Annotated in this window: 16 protein-coding genes; 6 read left to right on the top strand and 10 right to left on the bottom strand. The window is 37.1% G+C overall.

The features are described 5' to 3' along the window. Positions 1-60 precede the first annotated feature (60 nt). The 5 genes from CLV96_RS17935 to nirB are packed head-to-tail and all read right to left on the bottom strand — an operon-like array spanning position 61 to position 5,874. Positions 61-1,251, bottom strand: coding sequence for a molybdopterin molybdotransferase MoeA (locus tag CLV96_RS17935; protein ID WP_004786416.1), 1,191 nt, complete (start codon positions 1,249-1,251; stop codon positions 61-63). After that, positions 1,248-2,162, bottom strand: coding sequence for a bifunctional molybdenum cofactor biosynthesis protein MoaC/MoaB (gene moaCB / locus CLV96_RS17940; RefSeq protein ID WP_004785095.1), 915 nt, complete (start codon positions 2,160-2,162; stop codon positions 1,248-1,250). The genes CLV96_RS17935 and moaCB overlap by 4 nt, the downstream gene beginning before the upstream one ends. Positions 2,163-2,171: 9 nt before the next feature. Continuing rightward, positions 2,172-2,963: a uroporphyrinogen-III C-methyltransferase gene (cobA, locus tag CLV96_RS17945; protein WP_004785987.1), complete on the bottom strand. Its 792-nt coding sequence runs from the start codon at positions 2,961-2,963 to the stop codon at positions 2,172-2,174. Positions 2,964-2,972: 9 nt separating this feature from the next. Further along, entirely contained in the window at positions 2,973-3,341 is a 369-nt protein-coding gene (nirD, locus tag CLV96_RS17950) for a nitrite reductase small subunit NirD (RefSeq protein WP_004785526.1), read from the bottom strand. A 10-nt stretch (positions 3,342-3,351) separates the two neighbouring features. Then, complete coding sequence (gene nirB / locus CLV96_RS17955) at positions 3,352-5,874, bottom strand: nitrite reductase large subunit NirB (protein WP_004786503.1); 2,523 nt, start codon at positions 5,872-5,874, stop codon at positions 3,352-3,354. Positions 5,875-6,304: 430 nt separating this feature from the next. Here nirB and CLV96_RS17960 point away from each other — a divergent pair, with 430 nt between their 5' ends. Both CLV96_RS17960 and CLV96_RS17965 read left to right on the top strand, forming a co-directional pair. Further along, positions 6,305-9,826: a nitrate reductase gene (locus CLV96_RS17960; protein WP_004786671.1), complete on the top strand. Its 3,522-nt coding sequence runs from the start codon at positions 6,305-6,307 to the stop codon at positions 9,824-9,826. A gap of 104 nt (positions 9,827-9,930) precedes the next feature. After that, positions 9,931-11,073, top strand: coding sequence for a PepSY-associated TM helix domain-containing protein (locus tag CLV96_RS17965; protein WP_243836544.1), 1,143 nt, complete (start codon positions 9,931-9,933; stop codon positions 11,071-11,073). An 8-nt stretch (positions 11,074-11,081) separates the two neighbouring features. Here the strand turns inward: CLV96_RS17965 and CLV96_RS17970 are convergent, their stop codons facing one another. Continuing rightward, positions 11,082-11,639 (bottom strand): LIC_11695 family lipoprotein, encoded by a 558-nt coding sequence (locus tag CLV96_RS17970; RefSeq protein ID WP_004785984.1) that lies wholly within the window; start codon positions 11,637-11,639, stop codon positions 11,082-11,084. A gap of 16 nt (positions 11,640-11,655) precedes the next feature. Next, positions 11,656-14,049, bottom strand: coding sequence for a TonB-dependent receptor (locus tag CLV96_RS17975; RefSeq protein ID WP_004785135.1), 2,394 nt, complete (start codon positions 14,047-14,049; stop codon positions 11,656-11,658). 130 nt (positions 14,050-14,179) lie between these two features. On the opposite strand from CLV96_RS17975, the gene CLV96_RS17980 reads away from it, so the two are divergent. Further along, positions 14,180-14,611 (top strand): DoxX family protein, encoded by a 432-nt coding sequence (locus CLV96_RS17980; RefSeq protein WP_004786577.1) that lies wholly within the window; start codon positions 14,180-14,182, stop codon positions 14,609-14,611. Positions 14,612-14,678: 67 nt separating this feature from the next. On the opposite strand, the gene CLV96_RS17985 is transcribed toward CLV96_RS17980, so the two are convergent. After that, positions 14,679-15,089 (bottom strand): CoA-binding protein, encoded by a 411-nt coding sequence (locus CLV96_RS17985; RefSeq protein WP_004785299.1) that lies wholly within the window; start codon positions 15,087-15,089, stop codon positions 14,679-14,681. 159 nt (positions 15,090-15,248) lie between these two features. On the opposite strand from CLV96_RS17985, the gene CLV96_RS17990 reads away from it, so the two are divergent. The 3 genes from CLV96_RS17990 (at position 15,249) to CLV96_RS18000 (ending at position 17,764) form a co-directional block, all read left to right on the top strand. After that, positions 15,249-16,394, top strand: a complete 1,146-nt coding sequence (locus tag CLV96_RS17990) for a hypothetical protein (protein ID WP_004784407.1) — start codon at positions 15,249-15,251, stop codon at positions 16,392-16,394. 15 nt (positions 16,395-16,409) lie between these two features. Continuing rightward, positions 16,410-17,132, top strand: a complete 723-nt coding sequence (locus CLV96_RS17995) for a flagellin family protein (protein ID WP_004787421.1) — start codon at positions 16,410-16,412, stop codon at positions 17,130-17,132. 86 nt (positions 17,133-17,218) lie between these two features. Then, positions 17,219-17,764 carry a DUF4334 domain-containing protein gene (locus CLV96_RS18000; RefSeq protein ID WP_004786421.1) on the top strand — a complete coding sequence of 182 codons (546 nt, stop codon included), beginning with the start codon at positions 17,219-17,221 and terminating at the stop codon, positions 17,762-17,764. A 52-nt stretch (positions 17,765-17,816) separates the two neighbouring features. Here the strand turns inward: CLV96_RS18000 and CLV96_RS18005 are convergent, their stop codons facing one another. Both CLV96_RS18005 and CLV96_RS18010 read right to left on the bottom strand, forming a co-directional pair. Beyond that, complete coding sequence (locus CLV96_RS18005; protein ID WP_004786811.1) at positions 17,817-19,508, bottom strand: methyl-accepting chemotaxis protein; 1,692 nt, start codon at positions 19,506-19,508, stop codon at positions 17,817-17,819. Positions 19,509-19,626: 118 nt separating this feature from the next. Further along, positions 19,627-20,763, bottom strand: a complete 1,137-nt coding sequence (locus CLV96_RS18010; RefSeq protein ID WP_243836545.1) for a DJ-1/PfpI family protein — start codon at positions 20,761-20,763, stop codon at positions 19,627-19,629. Positions 20,764-20,785 lie beyond the last annotated feature (22 nt).

Here is a 20,785-nt window from a genome sequence, read left to right on the forward strand (position 1 = left end):
TTTGACCAAAAAACAAAAGATCTGTGTACGGAATGTACAAATGGAGAGAAAGATTTTTGTTTACCAAGGTAAAAACTCGATAGTATCTTCTTTTTGAATTTGAGAAAGTTCGTTTGGAAAAATGGCAAGCCCGTCAGAGGAAATCCCAGCCCGTATGTCTCCGCTTCCATTAAAAGCAACAGGTGTCAGATAGGTTTTGTCGGAGGTTTCTAATTTTACAGGAAAAAATTCCGTAAGAGAACCTTTTTTTTGTTTGGTGGTAGAAAAGGGGAGTTTATAAACAGGATGGATTGTTAGCCCGAATGATTGTCGTAAATATGGTTCTAAAAAAATACGTGAACATGTTTGTACGCTGAATGGGTTTCCTGGCATTCCGAAAACAATGGTGCCGTTTCGTTTTCCAAACCAAATTGGTTTTCCTGGTTTGATTGCCGATTTGTGAAAAATAAGTTCTACACCTAATTTATGTAAAATGGATGGAACTAAGTCCATATTACCCATCGACACTCCACCAGAAAGAATTAAAATATCACCTTCTAACCCACATTTTATGGATTCCGTCATTATTGATTCAATATCTTGAACATGAGTGATTAATTTTGGTGAGATTTTGAATTTGGATAAAATAGAACTAATTGTAAAAGAATTCGAATCTCTGATTTGGTAAGGGAGCGGTGTTTGGTGAATTGAAACCACTTCGTTTCCGGTAGAAATAATATGGACTTTGGGTGATTGGACAACAGGAACTTTTTCTTTTCCGAGACTTGCAAGTAGTGAGATTTCTGAAGTGCCAATTTGGATACCTTTGGGTAAAACTAGCTGGTTTTTCTTTACATCTTCACCTTGTTTGGCGATATTATTCCATGGTTTAACTTCTTGAATCGAAAAAGAAACTTGTTTTTTGTTGTTCGATTCGTTTAGAATACAATCTTCAATTTTAATCACAACATCAAATCCATTTGGTACGGGAGCACCTGTCATGATCCGAATAGCCTCATCTCCCGATTCTAGTTGGATATTACTTCCTGCAGGGAGTTCTTTTTTATAAACGTAGACTTTGTTCGGAGAAAAATCACCTGAAAAAATAGCAAATCCGTCCATCGCCGAACGGTGGAATGGTGGATAATCTCTATCTGCAGTGACTGGTTCTGCAAGGACTCTACCAAAAGATTGCTCTAATGAAATGACTTCCGTGGGATAAATTTTTGTTTCTGAAAGAATTTTACTGAGAGCTTCCTGATAAGATATCAATGACCTTCACCTCTCATCATTTTTTTTGCATGAAAGATGGCAGGTAAAATCGCAGTCATACTTTCTTTTGCCCCGTTGCTACTTCCTGGAATAGTAACTATGAGTGATTTCCCAATCCTCCCGGCAAGAGAACGAGATAACATTGCAAAGGGAGTTCTATCTTGTCCAAAGGAACGCATTACCTCAGCGATACCAGGGATTTCCTGCTCTAACATTTGTCTAATGGCGTCGGTAGTATTGTCTCTAGGTCCAAGACCCGTACCCCCAGTAGTAACAATTAAGTCAATTTTTTCTGAACTCCAATTGGAGATCACTTTTTGAATTTCCGTTGGTTCATCCGGTACAATTAGTATTTCTAAAACTTCTACTCCTTCTGCTTGGAGAAGTTCAGCAATTACCTTTCCTGATCCATCTTCTTTTTTACCAGCAAAACAAGAATCTGAACAAACCAATATCTTTGCATTCGATCCACTTGCGAATTTTGAGATTTGTGAATCCGTTTTTCCGCCTTTTTTTTCTAAAAGTTTGATAGAAGAAATTTCAATTTCTTTATCGATTGGTTTTAATAGATCGTAAATGACAAGGGCTGCTACTGTAACACCTGTAAGGGCTTCCATTTCAATTCCTGTTTTGCCGATTGACTTTGCTTGCGTTTGGATTCGGATAGCATTTTTTGGCTCTAGAATTTCGAAATGAATGGAAAAAGAATCAATTGGAACCGGATGGCAATGAGGAATTAACTCAGCTGTTTTTTTAGATCCAAGTAGTGCAGCTGCTTTGGCTACACCAAAGATATCTCCTTTTGGAAGATTGTTTGCTTTAACCCTTTCAATCGTGTTGGGATTACAATATACATATCCCTCGGCTTCTGCATACCGAAGTGTGGTTCTTTTTCCTGTGATATCATTCATTCCTATCCCTTATAGGGATGTGAGAATGGAAGAATAGTCATTTTTCAAAATTTCCATCTCTCTATAGAATCTGACAATCTCTCCGATCACAAGAATGGCAGGGGATTTGACTTGGTTTTCTAGAATGATGGACTGGATTGAATCTAGATTCCCTGTAAAAACTCGTTCTGTGTTTAAAGTTGCATTTTGGATGACCGCAATATGGGTTTCGCTAGAGTTCCCTGCAACCAATAGTTCTGATACAATGAGGTCGATTGAATTAAGCCCCATATAGACAATGATCGTTTTACCAACACAGTTTAGGTTTTTAAAAGAATCTGAGTTAACTCCATCTTTTTTGTGGCCTGATAAAAACAAAATTTCTCTCGCATAATCTCTATGGGTTAGTGGGAATCCCAGGGAAGACGCCACACCTGAGGCTGTTGTGATTCCAGCAATAATCTCGCAAGAGATTCCTGCGGAAATAAGGTTTGAATACTCTTCACCGACTCTTCCGAATATAGATGGGTCACCACCTTTTAATCTTACCACTGTTTTATACTCATTTGCGGCTTGGATGAGTTTTGTATTAATTTCGTCTTGTAAACAACTATGGATACCTAATCTTTTTCCAACATAGACCATTTGGATTTTTTTTCGACAAACACCTAAAATTCTAGGGGAAACCAAATCGTCATAAAAAACAATATCTGCTTTGCGTAATGTTTTTAATGCTTTGACAGTCAGAAGATCTGGATCTCCCGGACCTGCTCCCACTAGATACACTTTACCTTTGTTTGTTCTTTTGTTGAGGGTATCCATATATACCAATTAACTATTGCTACATGAAGATGAATCTATCTCTAAGTATACAGATCCATTTTCGACAATCACTGGATAAACATTGACTTTGTAGTTTTCTCCACTTAGGCAATCTCCGTTAGTGAGCGAAAAGTTTCTTTTATGCAGTGGACAAACTATTTTTGGCTCTCCATTATTATCTCCCAAAAACCCCCGAGACAATACCATATCACCGGTATGTGGGCAGGCGTTATCGCAAGCATACCATTCATTTCGAGATTCAAAATAGAATATGGCAATTTGTTTCTCTCCCACTTTTGCAGAGACTCCACCTTCTTTTTCAAAATCAGAAACTGGACCTATTAAAACTCGTTCTTTGTTTTTGATACTTGTTCCCATTTTGGTTCTCCTATTGCGAATTTACTAAATCTTTTTCCACCCAATCCACTGGACGAATTTGCCCGCGTTCTTCAATGAACTTGATATTTGGATCTATTTCAGCGCTGTTAACAAAATGTCTAAACTTCTTTTGTTTTTCTGGATCTTCTACAACGTCTTTCCATTCACAGAGGTAAGTATTCACAAGAGCATTCATTTCTTCATCAAGTTGTGAATTGATACCCAATCGATCATTAATAACCACATCTTTTAAATATTCAATCCCACCTTCCAATTGTTCCAACCAAGTAGAAGTCCTCATTAGTTTATCCGCTGTTCGTATATAAAACATCATATAGCGGTCGATGTACTTGATACAAGTATCTTCATCTAAATCTTCGGCAAAAAGGATTGCATGTTTCGGGTTTACACCTCCGTTTCCACCAATATAAAGATTCCAACCTCTTTCTGTTGCAATGATTCCGAAGTCTTTCCCGCGAGCTTCTGCACATTCGCGGATACAACCGGACACTCCGCACTTTAATTTATGTGGAGCTCGAATGCCTTTGTATCGTTCTTCTAATTTGATTGCAAAAGATGTGCTGTCTTGAACACCGAACCGGCACCAGGTAGAGCCAACACAACTTTTAACAGTTCGCATTGATTTTCCATAAGCATGTCCACTTTCAAATCCAAACTCAATCAAGTCTTTCCAAATGGCTGGGAGTTGGTCGATTCTTGCACCTAATAAGTCAATCCGTTGTCCACCCGTGATTTTGCAGTATAGATTATACTTTTTGGCTACGTCTCCAATGGCAATGAGTTTGTCAGGGGTAATTTCTCCACCTGGGATTCGAGGGACAACGGAATAGGTTCCCCCCCTTTGTATATTTGCAAGGTATTTGTCATTTGTATCTTGGATTTCTCTATGTTTTAAGATTGGTTCGTTCCATATACTTGCAAGAATCGATGCAACAGCAGGTTTACAAACTTCACATCCATTTCCTCGGCCAAGTTCTTTGATCACATCTGGAAAAGTTTTTAATGACTTTACTTTGATGACTTGGAAAAGTTCTTTTCTGGAATATTTGAAATGTTCGCAGAGATGTTCTGTGACTACTTTTCCTTGGACTTTTAATTCTGCTTTTAGGATTGAATTTACTTGTGGTAAACAACCACCACATCCACTTCCAGCTTTGGAACAATTTTTTAAACTGGTAATGTCATAACATTCTTTTTCACGAATGGCTTTTAGAATATCGCCTTTGGACACATTATTACAGGAGCAGATTTTTGCTTCATCTGGCAATATATCTGCGCCAAATAAGTTCTCTGCAGACACAGAGCCAACAATTAAAGTCTCCGGCTCCTCAGGAAGTTCCATTTTATTCAAATAAAAAGACAAAAGGTTCCCATAGGCTTTTGCGTCTCCAACAAGGATACCTCCGAGTAAATATTTCCCGTCCGGAGATATGACTAATTTTTTATAAACACCGCTTCTTGGATTTTTAAAAACAATAGGTATATGTTCGGCTTGCCCAAGTGCATCACCGAAAGAAGCCACTTCAACACCAATTAATTTTAGTTTGGTGGATAAATCTGATCCTGTGTAAACTTTTGGTTTACTACCTGGGCTACATAAGTTAAAAGCAAGAGTCTCGGCCATTTCATATCCGGGTGCCACAAGTCCATATATAAAATTTCTATGTAATGCTACTTCTCCAATCGCATAGATGCCGTATACGTTTGTCCCCATACCATCGTCAACGATGATACCACCACGTTCACCAACGGCAATCCCGGCTTCTTTTGCCAATTCATCTCTTGGACGAATTCCAGCTGATACAATCAACATATCAAACTGTAGGTTGCCTCCATCTTTGAATTCAAATCCCTCTATTTTTTCATTCCCAAGGACTTTTTCTGTTTGTTTGTTTAAATGAATCTCAACACCAATTTCTTCAATTTTTGATTTTAAAATAGAAGCCCCACCATCATCCAATTGCCTTGGCATAAGCCTTGGAGCAAATTCAATAACATGTGTTTCTTTTCCCAAATCGACTAAAGCTTTTGCTGCTTCAAGTCCTAGTAGTCCACCACCTAACACAGCGGCCTTTTTTATTTTTTTGCTGTATTCCATTGTTTGTTCGAGATCTTCAATGGTTCTATAAATAAAAACTCCTTCTTTATCTAAACCTTCGAGGGGAGGAACAAAGGGTGAGGAACCAGTTGCAAAAATCAATTCGTCAAATTCTAGTTCAGTTCCTAAATTTGTTACTAACTTACGTTTAATGGTGTCTATGGATATGGCAGGTTCAGATAATAACAATTTGATTCCGTTAGATCTATACCAGTCGGGTGGACAAAGGTACAAAGAATCTGCAGATTTATCGGCAAAGTATTCAGAAAGATGGACCCGATCATAAGCGCGCCTTGGTTCTTCTCCAAGAACTGTGATTTCAAATTTGTCTGTGCCACCAAACTCCACCAATTTTTCGCAGAATCTGTGCCCAACCATACCGTTTCCGATGACGATTAACTTTCGCTTGATCATTTTGTTACCCTACCTGGATCCAAAAGTATTCCGACTGACGACCTAGAATGGTTCCAATCTTCCTACTATATGCACGAAGTGTACCTAAGAGAGGCAGCTAGTTTAAAAATCCGACTGGTTTGAGGCCGAACTTAGGGAATTCAGAGAGACTAACCAAGAAAAGAGGAGGAATCATTCAGATTCTAAGGTTATCAACTCGATTTCGGTAGCGAGTTTCCAAAGTAACTGAGTTTCCTTTTCCAACTGCTTTCTTCTTTTTTATTAGAATCTAATGAATATGTACGTTTTATACGCAAAATGTTAAACGAAAAATTTGAACCTTTCGGATTCCAAATTTCAAATTGGGAAGATTTAGCTCAAATTCATATTGGAATAAGCATTTTTATGAATTTTTCAGCAATTGGCATAGTTATTGCTGGTTGGTTCCGTGATGACAAGAGAATCCTATCCTTCGACTTGCTCCTACTGCGGAGTTGGTTGCGGAGTTACCGTACATAAAACTAATTCCACTGAGATTTTCATCGAAGGGGATACGGAACATCCTGCGAATAAAGGACACTTATGTTCAAAGGGAATGAACTTACATTATACGGTAATGGATAAAACTGATCGGGTTCTTTATCCATTACATAGAAAAGATAGAAACAATCAATTATCGAAAGTTAGTTGGGATTTCGCTTTGTCTGGAATTGCAGACCAGTTTAAAAAATTGATTCAGACTTATGGACCTGATTCTGTCGGGTTTTATGTATCGGGTCAACTTCTTACAGAAGAATATTATATTATTAACAAACTCATTAAAGGCTTTATTGGTAGTAACAATATTGATACAAACTCTAGACTCTGCATGAGTTCTGCCGTAGTTGGATATAAAATGGCATTAGGGGAAGATAGTGTCCCAATTACATATGAAGATATTGAGTTAGCTGATTGTTTTTTAATTGCTGGCGCTAATCCTGCTTGGTGTCATCCCATTTTATTTCGTAGGATCGAAGCACATAAGAAGAAACATCCTGAAATAAAGATCATCGTAGTTGATCCAAGAAGAACTGATACATGTGAAGATGCTGACTTACATTTGCAAATCCATCCTGGTACAGATATTTTTCTTTTTCATGCTATCGCAAAGATTCTTATCGTTAACAATTGGATCGATTCTGATTTTATTCAAAAGCATACAGAAGGGATCGAAGACTTAAAACTCCTATTGTCAGAGTTCGACGTAGAGTCAGCAGCCGAAATATGTGGTATCCCCGTTAGTGATATTCATTTAGCAGCATCTTATATTGGTAAGGCGAAAGGATTTTTGTCACTTTGGGCGATGGGATTAAACCAAAGTGTAGTGGGTGTCAATAAAAACTTGGCACTTATCAATTTGTCCCTCCTAACAGGAAAAATTGGAAAACCAGGAAGTGGCCCATTTTCTTTAACTGGCCAACCAAATGCTATGGGAGGCAGGGAAGTTGGGGGTTTGTGTAATTTACTACCGGCACACCGAGATTTGAGTAATCTTAGACACCGGGAAGAAGTGGCAAAGTTTTGGGGAGTAGAAACCGAAGTCATTCAAAGTAAACCTGGGTTTACTGCTGTGGAGATGTTTGAAAATCTAAGAACAGGAAAGATGAAAGCAGTATGGATTATTTGTACAAACCCAACAACAAGTTTGCCTGATGCACGTATGGTTGAACAAGGATTACGTGCTGCCGAGCTTGTTGTGGTTCAAGATATATCTTTGAATTCTGCTGCAATCCCTTTTGCCGATTATGTTCTTCCAGCTGCTGGATGGGCAGAAAAACAAGGAACTATGACAAATTCGGATCGTAGGGTTACTTATCTTTCAAAAATTCTGGAGCCACCTGGTCAAGCGTTAGCTGATACTTTTATCATTAAAAAATTTGCAGATAAAATGGGGTTTGGGTCTTCTTTTAGTTATCAAACAGAAGAAGATGTTTTTTTAGAGCATTGCGCTTTAACTAAAAATACAAAGATTGATATTAGTGGACTCGATTATACGATTTTAAAAGAAAAACGATCTGTACAATGGCCTTATCCTCATAAAGATCACGGGGGAACTCCTCGTTTATTTTCTGATCATATTTTTTATCGGGCGAATGGAAAAGCAAAGATCTTTAACGTTTCACCTGAAGACACTTCCGAAAAAACTTCTGAGTTGTTTCCCTTTATTTTAACTACAGGAAGAATTCGTGATCAGTGGCATACCATGACAAGGACTGGGAAGGTTCGAAAATTGATGGAACACAAATCGGAGCCATATCTAGAGATCCATCCAGAAGATGCAAAACGAATTGCTCTCGAAGATGGTGTCATTGCTGAAGTTTCAAATGAAAGAGGACTTGTAAGAGTTCGCTCTAAAATCACTGATACGATTAAACAGGGAACTGTTTTTTTACCAATGCATTGGGGTAAAAAAAATAAAAACGATGAATCCAGGGCCAACAATCTAACGAATAAAGACTATGATCCATTTTCCAAACAACCAGGATTTAAAATTTCTGCGGTTCAAGTAAAACCTTTTACCAAAGAGAAAGAAAAAATTCTGATCATTGGTGGTGGTAATAGTACTTATGCTTTTATAAAAAATTATAAAGAATTAGTTCCTAGTGATGAAATCACTGTTATTTGTAAGGAAGAATATCCACTTTATAATCGAATCCTCCTTCCTGATTTTATCAGTGGTGAAAAAGAATTTCAAGAGCTCTCCAATGCTAATTCGGAAGAAGTTGTTTCGTGGAATATCAATTTACACACTTCAACATCAGTCACAGAAATTTTGCCAGAAGCAAAAATAGTGAAGGATTCTTTTGGTAATTCTTTTTCGTATAACAAACTGATTTTGGCAACGGGAAGTTCTCCTCAGATTCCGAAATACATTGCGGAAGATATGGTTGGAGTATTTAGTTTAAGAGCAAAAAACGATGCGGATCGAATTAAAGGTTTTTTTGTTCCCGATTCCCATGCATTAATTGTTGGTGGAGGACTTCTTGGTTTGGAATTGGCCGCTGCTTTAAAATCGTTGAATGTAAAAGTAACTGTCCTTGTAAGAACGGATCGATTAATGTCCAAACAATTAGATTCCATTGCCTGTGAAATCTTAAAAGAAGAGATTGAAAAACGTGACATTGAGGTATTATTTAATTCTGAAATTTCCAAAGTGAATGGTTTTGGACGAGTCACAAATGTTGAGTTAAAGGATGGTCGTAAACTATTTCCAGATGGTATTGTCTATGCCATGGGAACAAGTCCAAATTTGCAGTTAGCAAAAGGATTAGGATTTGAATTGGGTGAAGGAATCAAAGTAAACGAATTTTTACAAACAAACGATCCTGATATTTATGCAATTGGAGAAGTTGCTGAGCACACAAGTGGTGTGTATGGAACTGTTCTTGCTGCCGAAGAACAAGCAAAAATTGCCGCCTTACATATATATGGCTACAAATATAAAACCTATACTGGTTCCTTACATTCCAATTTATTAAAAATTCCTGGACTTGAATTGGTGTCTCTAAGACTTCCAGGAGTTTCATTTGAAAATCTTTCCGATGAATACGAAGAAATTGTTTTTTTAGATCGGAAACGAAGACGTTATAAAAAATGTATAGTGAAAGCTGACAAGTTAGTTGGTGCCATCCTTATCGGTGATAAAGCAGAGTTTGTTGAATATAAGAACTTAATTTCCAGTGGAGTGGAACTTGGTGAAAAACGAGGAAAACTTCTTTCTGGTGGAACAAGCACCAAACCACCAAAAGGTGCATTGGTTTGTTCGTGTAACAGTGTTGGCCGTGGCAATATTGAAGATGAAATCAAAAACGGAGCCAACAATTTAGAAACCATCATGGCAAACACAGGAGCGGGGACTGGGTGTGGGAGCTGCCGTCCTGAGGTAAACCAAATCATCAAACAAATGCAAGGACTTTCCAAAACCTCCGTTTGATCCAAAAATTAGATTTTTTTTGGCTCATACTTTTCTGCCAACCAGTCAATTACAAACACGGTAAAGGGTTATAGTTTCAGAATTCCTTTAAGAATTACTTGGAAATGAGACCTATTCTCATTTTATGGGATTTATCTAGAGCTGGGAGTTTTTCTTTGAAAGCAAAAACTTGGTATAAGTTGCATATGGTCCTCGGAATTTTTGGGGCTAGTTTCCTTTTGGTTTTGGGAGTGACGGGTTCGCTTTTGGTTTATGGAAAAGAACTCCAGGCGTTCACAGGCCTTCTTACTATTGAGGAAAAACAAGAGCGATTAGGATTTGATCTTCTATACAAACGATTGTTAGAGCAGGTTCCGGAAGGAAGTGTTGCGGGTTGGCTCGTCTCTGATAGCAAAGACCAAGCCGACCAGGTTTGGTTTCATAATTTAGAAATTCCTAGTAGAGAAACGGTTTATTTGATTAATCCTTATGATGGGAATGTTACCGGAAAATTAAAAGAAAATCGAAGCGATAGTTTATATGGATTCCTCCTTGTTTTGCATTATAGTCTTTTTCTTGGAGGAGTCGGTTATTTTTTTACTGGATGTATAGCGCTTATTTATTTGTTTTTGGCAATCAGTGGAATTAAACTCTATAAACGATTTTGGATTAGTCTTTTTCGATTCCATTTCAAAGTAAGTTTACAGATCCTATTTTCTGATTTACACAAGTTTGTTGGCATTAATGCAATATGGTTCCATTTGATTTTGGCGATCACCGGTGGATGGTGGAGTCTAAGGGATACTTTGATCATTAGACATCCAGAGGAAAAAGTGGTTCATCATCTCTGGTCATCGGAATATTCCATTAACCAGTTGTTAGATGAAACGAAAATAAAAATCCCAGGTTTTCAATTAGGATATATATCTTTCCCACATCATTCGCAAGAGGAACCAATTGGGTTCTATGGGAATCGTTTAGATTCATCTGGATTGGAAAGTCGATATGGTTCTTATGTTCGTTATGATGTGAATACCAAACAAATAATTGATCAAGTAGATATTTCGAAAGAGAGTTTTGGTAATAGAGTATTGGATTCTTTCCGTCCCTTACATTTTGGAACTTTTGCCAATCATTTGAGTAAAGTGATTTGGGTGATTGGTGGACTGACTCCGGCGATCCTTGCGATCAGTGGAATTAGTATTTTTTATTTTAAAAGAAAGAATAGAAGAAGAACTCAAAAAATTCTTCTGAGTTCTTCTGTTTGATTATTACCTTATTGCCAACATTTACTTGGATCGTAACAAACATAAGTGCCTTTGAATCTCTCACAAGCTTCTTTTGCACTTTTTAAATCTGTGACTCCATAGTAAGCATTTGCAGGAATTAAATATTTGTGTTCCCCTTCCGTAGTGTATGCATAAGGGATTAGATCATTGATTCCGTCCACACCGTCATAATGACAAGCAGCAACTTTATTAGTAATGGCGCATGGTCCATTGAGTCTTTCTACAACAATCTGGATTCCGATAGCATTCCCAATAGTTGTATAAGTTTGTTCCATGTTTAATTCCCATTCTGCTTTTTTTTCCAGATACGCTGTGGAATACTCTCTACAAAATAAATGTGGGCCGTCTTTGATACTGAACCTATGGCTATACGCAACGTTTAGTCCTAGTCTTTGTGCTTCGCTCATACTGTTTGCATTGATTTGTTGAATCGCTAACATGGAAACGAGGTCGTCGCTAGTAACTTTGTCTTGGGGATCAAACAAATCGCATTGGAATGCGAAGAGTCCAATTGTGATGAGGGTAAGAAGGGTTTTTATTTTCATTGGTTTCTCCAGAAATTTAAATTTTATAAGTTAACATAAATCCGTAGGTTTTTGGTGCACCAGGCACAGCTTGGAATGTCCCATCGATATAGGAGGTGAAGTAATAGCGGTCATTAATGTTGTTCATATAAAGATAGGCAGAAACGGTATCAGTTTCGTATCCAATTCTTGAATTGATTACATAATAAGGATCGCTATACACAGTGTTATCTGCTGCAAAATACATCTGGCCAACTGCCTGGAATTCACCGCGAAAGAATATTCCATATTCGTTTCTATATTGGAGATAACTTACGATGTCATATTTCGGTATAAAGTGAACCCACTTGCCATTGAAGTCTCTGTTTAGAACGGAATCATGAAATTTGTTGAAAATTCCTTCTGTATAACCAGCTGAGAGTCCTATTTTAGTATCTTTTTGTGGTTTAATAAATGATTCTAATTCATAACCTCTTATCGTAACCAGTTCCGCATTGAGATTTATATACTGAGATAGGTTGATGGCGCGGACTACGTGAAAGTCTTGCGTTTCTGTATAGAACTGTGTATACTTTAATCCAAATTTACCCTTAAAGAATTCTGATTTGATACCAGCTTCGATTGTATCGTTAATCTCTGGTTTGAAAGCTGCCCTATCAGGAACATTCACTACAGTGCTATAACCGGCGTTTTTATATCCACGACTAAAGCCGATAAAAAACATAAGATTATCAATGGGCTTGTAATCAAAAATCAAACGAGAGACATTGTAGTTGTATCGATTGTTAATAGTATATGGATCTGATAACACAAGAGTTTCTCCCAAAGGATTATTCGCTCGCGAAATTCCAACGGCTTGTTCAGTATGTGAAAGTCGACTTTCTTGTCTTTCTATCCTGGCTCCGAGTGTTACTGTGAATTTGTCAGCAAACGTGTAACTATTATGTGTATAAAAACTTACGTTTTTATCATGAAGTCTTGATAAATTTTTCTCTCTTGTTGGTGCACTAAGACCTGGAAAATCATTAATAACATAAACTTGCGATCTATGTTCTCTTGCTTGGTCAATGTTCGTAATTTTGTTTGACGCGTAAATCCCCGCTTTGAATTGCAAAGGGTCATGTTTATCTTTTGATTCAAAATAAATATCGTTGAGAAAGGTTGTGGCTTTTTCTACATAAATAGATCTATTTTGGTCTGTTGTAGTAAAGTCGGAGTCAGCTGTAATTGGATCAATATCCATCTTTCGAATCGCTGATGCCGTTTTTAAATTTGCATTTGGGAGTTTGGTTGTTGTCGCTAATGAATAAGTGTTCCCTGTGACATTGCTTTTTCCTTCATAATCCCAATATACTTTTCTGTCTCCGTTTACTCTGTTGATATAAGTTCCATATAACTTGGAACAGTTGGATGGCATAGCAACACAACCTTGTAATAGTGCCTTTTCTCTTTCTGATTTTGCCCCTAAATAGTTTACTAAGTTTAAAGATCCATCATCGAAACTTTCGGCACTGATTTGTAGATCAGCTTCAAAAATATCGTTTGGAGTAAAATATAAACGAAAACGTCCGGCTTTCCCCTTCCTTCCATCGGGATGTGTTTTGTAGATTTCAACAGGGAGTTCATAGGGACGGTTGTTAGGATAATAAAAACCGGTTATGTTGGAAAGGTATCCCTCTCGTTCGGTACTTTTCCCGGCAATTCCAAAAAAAAGTTTATCATGGATGATTGGGGCATTATAGTAGACTGAAGTTTCTTGTTTTTTATAATTCCCTGCATCATATGTGATTTTTCCTTCAGCAACGTTCGTTGGTTTTTTTGTTTTAATTTCAACAACACCACCTTGAAAATTCTTTCCAAATAAAGTTGCTTGGCTCCCACGATAAACTTCGATATTTTCAAGACCATATAACTCTGTGTTAAGTGCCACGTTATCATTTAGAGGAATCCCATCTAAGATTAATCCTACCGCCGGTTCACTAAAGGCAATGCTCCGCATCCCCCGAATATTAAAATACGTAAAGTTACGTGATCCAGAATCGATGATGGAAAAATTGGGAACCTGTTTATCGATATCATTGGTCCGGTTGATACCTGCATCTTGGATGTCTTGTTCATTCAAACGACTGATGCTATTGGGGGTTCGAAGGATTTCGCGATCTCTCGGGTCTTTTTTGCCCGTGACACGAATTCCTCCCTCCATTGGTTTGGAACTTGGATTGGCTACAGGTTCTGTTCCTCCAGTACCTGTTGGGGCCTGGGGATTTTTCTCTTGGTTTTGGGAGAGGAGGGGGACTGCGAATAAGACAGAGAAAATGAAAATAGAGGAAAGGGCTAGGGCAGTTTGGAGGAAGAAAATACGAATTTGAGAAAGATTTGGCTTTCTGATCGAATTATTTATATGAGATCGATTCTCAAAAAGGAAAGTCATACGGCCATTCCCTCAGGTAGACCGTCCCATGTCGATTAATAATTGAGATAAAGACTCAATCTCATATATTTGGGATTTCCCTTAGATCTTTTGATAAAGCGAAAAGATTCTTTGGGGAGTCTAAGCCTCTATGAGTGAATCAGATCCAATCAAAAGAAATATTTCCCAGACAATCTTACGAATTCTACTAGGTGCATTTTTGGTCTTTGCTGGAGCAGGCCACCTAACTTGGCATAGAACAGAATTTTTGGCACAGGTGCCAACTTGGTTACCGATCAATGCTGATTTGGTTGTTCTATTATCAGGTGTAGTGGAAATCGTTTTGGGATTGTCCCTTGTTTTTCTTCGCAGCAAACAAGTGCAAGTTGGTTGGGTTGTGGCATTGTTTTTTGTTTTAATCTTCCCTGGAAATATTTCGCAATATGTGAATGGGATTAGTGCTTTTGGTTTGGATACCGATAGGGCTCGTTTGATTCGTTTGTTTTTCCAACCGGTGCTGGTTTTATGGGCGATTTGGAGTTGTGGTTCCTGGGCTGACTTTCAAGCGAAAAGAAAAAACTAAGTTTTTTCTTTTCTTAGGATACTGGCTTCCGAGAAAACTTGAGAGGTGTTTTTAGTTTGTATCCAAATTAAAAATAATTTCTGTGTTCTATGATTAGGCATCGATTGGAAACAACACGGATGCCTGCTTCTTCTGCTTTTTTTTCCGCCTCTGGGTGATAGATTCCCAATTGAAGCCAAATTACTTCAGTCCCACCTAAACTTAAGATTTCATCGATCACTTCTGGAATTTTATCGGAGCTACGAAACACGTCGATAAACTTACGGTTTTCTTTTGGTACATCTTTTAAACTTTTATAGATAGTAAATCCACCTACACTATGTTCTTTGGGATAGGTACCTACCACTCCCCAACCTTTGTCTCTGATGTAAACAGGAACATAGTGGCTTGGTTTGGAAGGATCGTTACTGAGTCCGTAAACTGTAATATTCTGGTAAGATGTGAGGAGGGATTTGATTTCGGAATCAGCTACATTCATAGGGACAGTATAACATACGAATTTAAAATTGCAAGGGGAGGAATGTTGTAGATTGTCCTAAAGTCCAAATGAAGACTATTTTTTTGTTTAATTAAGATAACAAGAATCAGTTGACATCTTGTGGTTCTTAATTTGATTTAGATACTTATTCTTAAAATTATGTTACGAATTGAATTTCTAAAAAGAATCTCATTAACTGCAATCTTGGTTGCAGCAGTCAATGTGCCGGAAGGAAAGGAGCCAAAAAAAGTTTCTAATGGAACCAAAGGTCTTTTGGAAATTCCTTTGTATCCAATGTCTGTGGCAGACGAGATTCTTTTGTCCATTACAAATAAAATTTTCCAATCTGGTATGGAGTTTGATTCATTTTTAATTTTGTTTTCATCGGAGTTAAAAAATCTCTATCCATACGATGAAAATGCAAAAACCCTAACTTACAAAGATTTATACTGTGCATCTATACGATGTGAAATTCTATTCTGTCTTGCCAATGTGATCCTAAAAGTTTGGCAAAATCTTTGTCTCCAATTTGGTTTTGAAGGTTATGGCACTAAAGAATTCGAATCCGACACTATCCAAATCCAAGAATGGATCATTTCACTTGGAAATCAATTTAAGATGGGTGGAACCCCACATTTTTCTCTAAAAACAAAAGAAGATCAGAATGGGTCACAAACAAAGGTAAATTTTTTTGTTCCCTGGTTTGGCAATTTAAAAACAGAGACCATTCAGTTTTTTCCTTTATCCCTAGAAATACATAAAGTATGGAAAGAGGCAGCTGCATTCAAAAATCAAATTGAATTTAATCAAAACATTGTTTCTGAAGTTTTAAGAATTTTGAACTTGTTGTTATATCGAATGAATGGTGCTCAAGCAAGATGGCACCAATACTCTGTCAGGTTTTATTATTTAAATTTTGTTGAACAAGAATTTGAGCAGAAACAAAACAAAAAAAATCAAGAGATTCAAAATCAAAACTCAAAGAGTTTGGTTTCCGTTCGTGGTGTTTCTTTGGAGTCAGCCGTTCGTACGATCAAAGAAAGAGCTTTTCATATGCAAAGTGGGGTCTATCATGAAATGGATAGACAAAACCAACAAATGGTGGTTTCTTCACTCATTCACGTGATGGATCAGATTTCGGAAAGCATCGATGGCGAAAAAGAAATTACAAAAAAGTTACGTTTGGTCCATAAATATGGTGGAATCATTTCTGTTTCGACCGCAGCTAGTGCAAGAGATTCTCTTTCTGTTATAGAGGATGCTTTGTTTTTATTGCAAAAAGAGCGAAGATTACATTTTCCTTGAGGTATTGGTGAATCTATGAAATTATCAAAGAACCCTATTTGGACCACTGATTCACAAAGAGAAACGATCATTCAAAAACAAATTCATGCCCTTCGCAAAGAAATAGTTGATTGGGTTTCTCGAGAATCCTCTTTAACAGAAGACAAAAAAGAAATAATAATTAGAACCAATACGAGTGAAAATTTTTTTGAATATTCCGTTTTGAATCGAAGAGATGTAAGTGCCATAGATTCGAGGTTAAAGTTCATTTCTTTGAGTTCAGAAAGATTAGAAAAACTGTATGAACTTCAGCCAACTCGCACCACCTTCCAAAAACAAACTTTTCTGATTCGCAAGGCAATCGTGTATTTAGATACTATGCTTTTGATTGCACAAAGAATGTCTTCCATTGCGAAATCAGAGGCTATGCGTGAATTTAAAGACTTACAATTAGAAGTTGCCACATTGATTGATGAAGTCGACCGCATTGCTTCATTTGCTGAATACAACAATATTCGATTGTTTGAAGGACACTTTGCAAGGAATTCTAGAGTTGCATCGATGTGGTTCATCAATGAAACAAATGGTGAGCTCTTTCGAGTTTATCTTGGTACGATGACAGCCAAGTCTCTTGGGTTGACTTCCTCTGATGGAAATCCTGAGACGTTGTCGAGTCCTGTTTTGTTTCAAAAAAAAATGGATGAAGCCATCAATAAAATTATCGAAGAACGAAACCGATTGCAATCTGTTCTTAATTGAAAATTGAAAAATAGGATTTTGTATCAGTATATCTATTTCCTAGGAGTCTCATATTTAAAAGATTGCCTTAGGTAAAAAATTTAATTATGAATACACTTGAAAAAAAATTCAATGAAATGCGCAGTAAAAAGAACAATTCGACTAGTGATTCGTTTGCGTTATTTGATGCGTTACAACCAGTTTCTATAGAAGATACAATTGGTCGGTGGCATGGGTCCGGTTTTCACACTGCTCATACAATGGATGGAGCTTTGGAGACGTTCAATTGGTATGGAAAAGAATTTGTCGATGCTGACAATGTTCATCCTCTTGTATTTCGATCTTTTGGAAAAACTTTATTTAAAGTGAATCCTTCGCTTATGCCCGTACGACTTGCAACATTGATTCCATCGACTCACTTGTGGCCTTTAAAATACTTATTTTTAATGGTTCGTTTTTTGTTTCAAACTTCAAAATCAAAAGCGCGCGTCAGACGAATTGAGTTTCGTGGACAACTGACGGCTGCAATGATCTATGACAATTTACCCATTCACGATGTATTTAAAAAGGTAAATCAGGATACTTTGTTTGGTTGTATGGATTATAAAGGAATGAAACAACCTTTCTTTTTTGTATTAGAAAGAGATAAATAAAAAATACACCCTTGTGTTCCTTGATAAAACAAGGGTGTAAATTATCCGATATTTAGTCGTTTAACCAAGTGATTCCTGATTCCAAACTAGGTACGGATTTTAATTCAACATTACCTGTTTTGAGAGTTTGGTCATCAATGGAAATGGCAGCTAAAGCCGAGTTGGGAACGACAACAGCCATTTTTCTTAGACTCGAATTACTTGCTTTAGGGAACCAGTTGACATTCACCCATTCTTGAGCAGAGCGTGTGACAAGACCCATCCTTCTTGTGTCGGCAAGCCACTTGCGAATGTTATATTTATGTATAATATTCAGGGCTTCGTTTAGAATCTCTATGTATTTATCTTCGCTAAAATTTGGTGTCCAAACAACTTCTAATAGATCTTTTTCTTTTATATAATAAATACTTCCGATATCAGAACGGAATTGGAGCTTGTGAGTGGATTCATCCCTTTCGGAAATTGATGATTCATCGGAAGCTACATTTGTTTTAAAAAGATCAACCATTGAAATTAGTTTATTTGCTGTATTGGCAATGGCAGTAATTTTTTCAGCAAGTAAGTCGCTACTTTCTGAATTGCTAAAGGATGACTGGCTAATGGAGGAGACAGATGCCATTACTTCGTTTGTAGCTGTTTTGTGTTCAGTGACTGCTTCTTTGATTTCTTCTGATCTCTCTTTAACAAAAGTAGCTTCTAACAAAAGTTTGTTTTTTAGTTCTTTCTGTGTATTCACGGCAGAGTGGACTTCTGTAATCTTTTCTGAGATAGAATCAATGTTTCCAATAATCTCTTGGATTTCCATAGTTGTTTTTTCAATTCGTTCTCTTCCTAAAGAAACATCGTTTTGATTTTTCTTCATCAGAGAGTCGATTCCCTTGACAGCGCTAGCAGTTCTTTCTGCAAGTTTTGAAACTTCTTCGGCAACAACCGCAAAGCCTCTTCCTGCGTCACCAGCACGCGCAGCTTCAATCGATGCATTAAGGGCAAGCATATTGACTTGTTCACTGATTTTTGAGATGACATCGACTGTTTTTGAAATTTCAAGTGAACTTTGGGACAAATTGTCCATAGCTTCATTCATTGTTCGAAGTGTATTTTTTCCTGCTTCCGCACGATCAATAATATTCTTAATTGAATCAAGAGTGCCTTCGACATGTTCTCCCGTTTTATCAATAGCTAACGATAACCGATCTACCTCCGAAGTTAAGTTGCTCATACTTTGTGAATTATTTTCTGCTATATTTGAGATAGACACCGCAACTCCAGAAATTTCTTCTATTGATGCTGAAACCTCTTCTGTCGCTGCTGATTGGGATTGTAAGTTGGATGCAAAGTCAAGAGTGACAAGTTTCATTTCTTGAGAGTCGGAAGATAATGTATCAGCGGAAGTTTTAATATGTTGAATAAGTTCTTCTTGTGCTTGTAACATTCTATGAAAGCTTGAATAGAATTCTGCAAGTAAATCATTCTTTTTGAAAACAAGTCGGGTTTGTAAATTTCCAAGTCCAACGTCTTTAAAAGCTATTTCTAATTTTCCAAAAATCTTTTCAAACCAAGAACTTAGTGATAATCCAAAGAAAAAGCTGAAAATTAATAATATCGTCAGAGCAATCCCAATGGCCATTGTTAGGTTTTTAGGTAATGCATTTTGGACCTGCAAAACTATGGCCAAGGTGAAAAGCAAAAGCAATCCGAAGGCCAAAAAAGAAAGGATGAAATAGGTTTTAAGTTTTGAATGCATAATTTTTCTAATTCCAATTTTCAATGCCACAGAGTAGATGCTAGTCTAAAACTCTAATAAAACAATTTTGGTTTTAGTTTTCTAGGATTCGTTTCTCACAAGGGACATAATTGAAAAACTATAACGTTGGATACTCAATCTGTTTTGTGACAAACCGCAATGTTTTCGTTCCATATCTATTTTCAATCTCTGACAACGTTTTTTTAAGCTCATCGACCGGTTTGATTTCATTAGCAATTTTTTTACTCAGTTGACCTTGGTTTTGGTCTTCATTGTTGGTATCAGAAACGAACCTGATTCCTGATTTTGTTACGATCGATTGATTGGGACTTGTCACAACCATTGCCTTGGACTTGTATGTGCGAGAATAAGCATCTGCCACAAGAGCAACCGAAATTTCATCTATCCCTTGGTAGATAGGAATTTCTATCGTTTCGTAATTCCAAATGAATATTAAGTTCTTAGCCGCAGTTGAATACTCATCCCACCCAAAATGAAAAACATCACTGTTGTGGCTTGAGTCCCAATTGGAAACTCCTAATTCACTCGCTATGTCTTTGGCTTTTCTGAAACCTGCGATTGATTCAACAATCGCTAACGAAATGGGAAGGGATGCTGTGACACCTGCTGTAGTAATGACATCCTTGTCTTGTAGATATCTTTTATTTTTTGTCCATATCGTATCTTTGAATGTTTTTGATAAGTCGGGTAAGGAATACCAATGTCCTGTCGCATGTTTATCTTTTAGCAATCCAGCATGGGCCAATGTCCAAACCCCATCACAAATCCCAACGATCGTTGCACCTAGTTTGTTCTGGTTTTGAATCCAATGGATTATTATTTTATTATTCGAATTGTGAATGGCTGGAACAATCACTATATCCGCACCCTCGGGATATAATCTATCAAAGTCTGCAATTGAGGTAGTAATTTCTATTGAAAGTGTTGGGAACATATCCATACGTCCTTTGTTAGGTGCAATGAGTGATACTTCCGCGATTTCTGCTCGTTTTAATACTCCGAATGGAATGAGAAAATCGGTCAGTTCTGTATATTGGTTTTCGCCAATGATCGCTACGACTGGTTTTTTATGAGTTTTTTTTACCGGAAATTTTTCTAAGTTATTCTTTGTCGGCGTTTGGCTAAATAGATGAAATGGTCCCATTCCAAATGGTAAACAAAAAAACAAGTAGGTTAACAGAATTAAAATTAGTGTTACGAGGTGATTTGTTGAAGGGATGCTTTTTAATTTCATTTTATCAGTATTACATTCTTTT

Origin of the sequence: Leptospira meyeri (genome assembly GCF_004368965.1) — a bacterium.
Lineage (GTDB): Bacteria > Spirochaetota > Leptospiria > Leptospirales > Leptospiraceae > Leptospira_A > Leptospira_A meyeri.

Bases quoted from the DNA above. Each gene is read 5' to 3' on its own strand.
- moaCB (WP_004785095.1), bottom strand. From the start codon at position 2,162: ATGAATGATATCACAGGAAAAAGAACCACACTTCGGTATGCAGAAGCC.
- CLV96_RS17960 (WP_004786671.1), top strand. From the start codon at position 6,305: ATGACAAGAGAATCCTATCCTTCGACTTGCTCCTACTGCGGAGTTGGT.
- nirB (WP_004786503.1), bottom strand. From the start codon at position 5,874: ATGATCAAGCGAAAGTTAATCGTCATCGGAAACGGTATGGTTGGGCAC.
- CLV96_RS17990 (WP_004784407.1), top strand. From the start codon at position 15,249: ATGTTACGAATTGAATTTCTAAAAAGAATCTCATTAACTGCAATCTTG.
- CLV96_RS17965 (WP_243836544.1), top strand. From the start codon at position 9,931: ATGAGACCTATTCTCATTTTATGGGATTTATCTAGAGCTGGGAGTTTT.
- CLV96_RS17995 (WP_004787421.1), top strand. From the start codon at position 16,410: ATGAAATTATCAAAGAACCCTATTTGGACCACTGATTCACAAAGAGAA.
- CLV96_RS17980 (WP_004786577.1), top strand. From the start codon at position 14,180: ATGAGTGAATCAGATCCAATCAAAAGAAATATTTCCCAGACAATCTTA.
- CLV96_RS17975 (WP_004785135.1), bottom strand. From the start codon at position 14,049: ATGACTTTCCTTTTTGAGAATCGATCTCATATAAATAATTCGATCAGA.
- CLV96_RS18010 (WP_243836545.1), bottom strand. From the start codon at position 20,763: ATGAAATTAAAAAGCATCCCTTCAACAAATCACCTCGTAACACTAATT.
- cobA (WP_004785987.1), bottom strand. From the start codon at position 2,963: ATGGATACCCTCAACAAAAGAACAAACAAAGGTAAAGTGTATCTAGTG.
- CLV96_RS17985 (WP_004785299.1), bottom strand. From the start codon at position 15,089: ATGAATGTAGCTGATTCCGAAATCAAATCCCTCCTCACATCTTACCAG.
- CLV96_RS18000 (WP_004786421.1), top strand. From the start codon at position 17,219: ATGAATACACTTGAAAAAAAATTCAATGAAATGCGCAGTAAAAAGAAC.
- CLV96_RS17970 (WP_004785984.1), bottom strand. From the start codon at position 11,639: ATGAAAATAAAAACCCTTCTTACCCTCATCACAATTGGACTCTTCGCA.
- nirD (WP_004785526.1), bottom strand. From the start codon at position 3,341: ATGGGAACAAGTATCAAAAACAAAGAACGAGTTTTAATAGGTCCAGTT.
- CLV96_RS18005 (WP_004786811.1), bottom strand. From the start codon at position 19,508: ATGCATTCAAAACTTAAAACCTATTTCATCCTTTCTTTTTTGGCCTTC.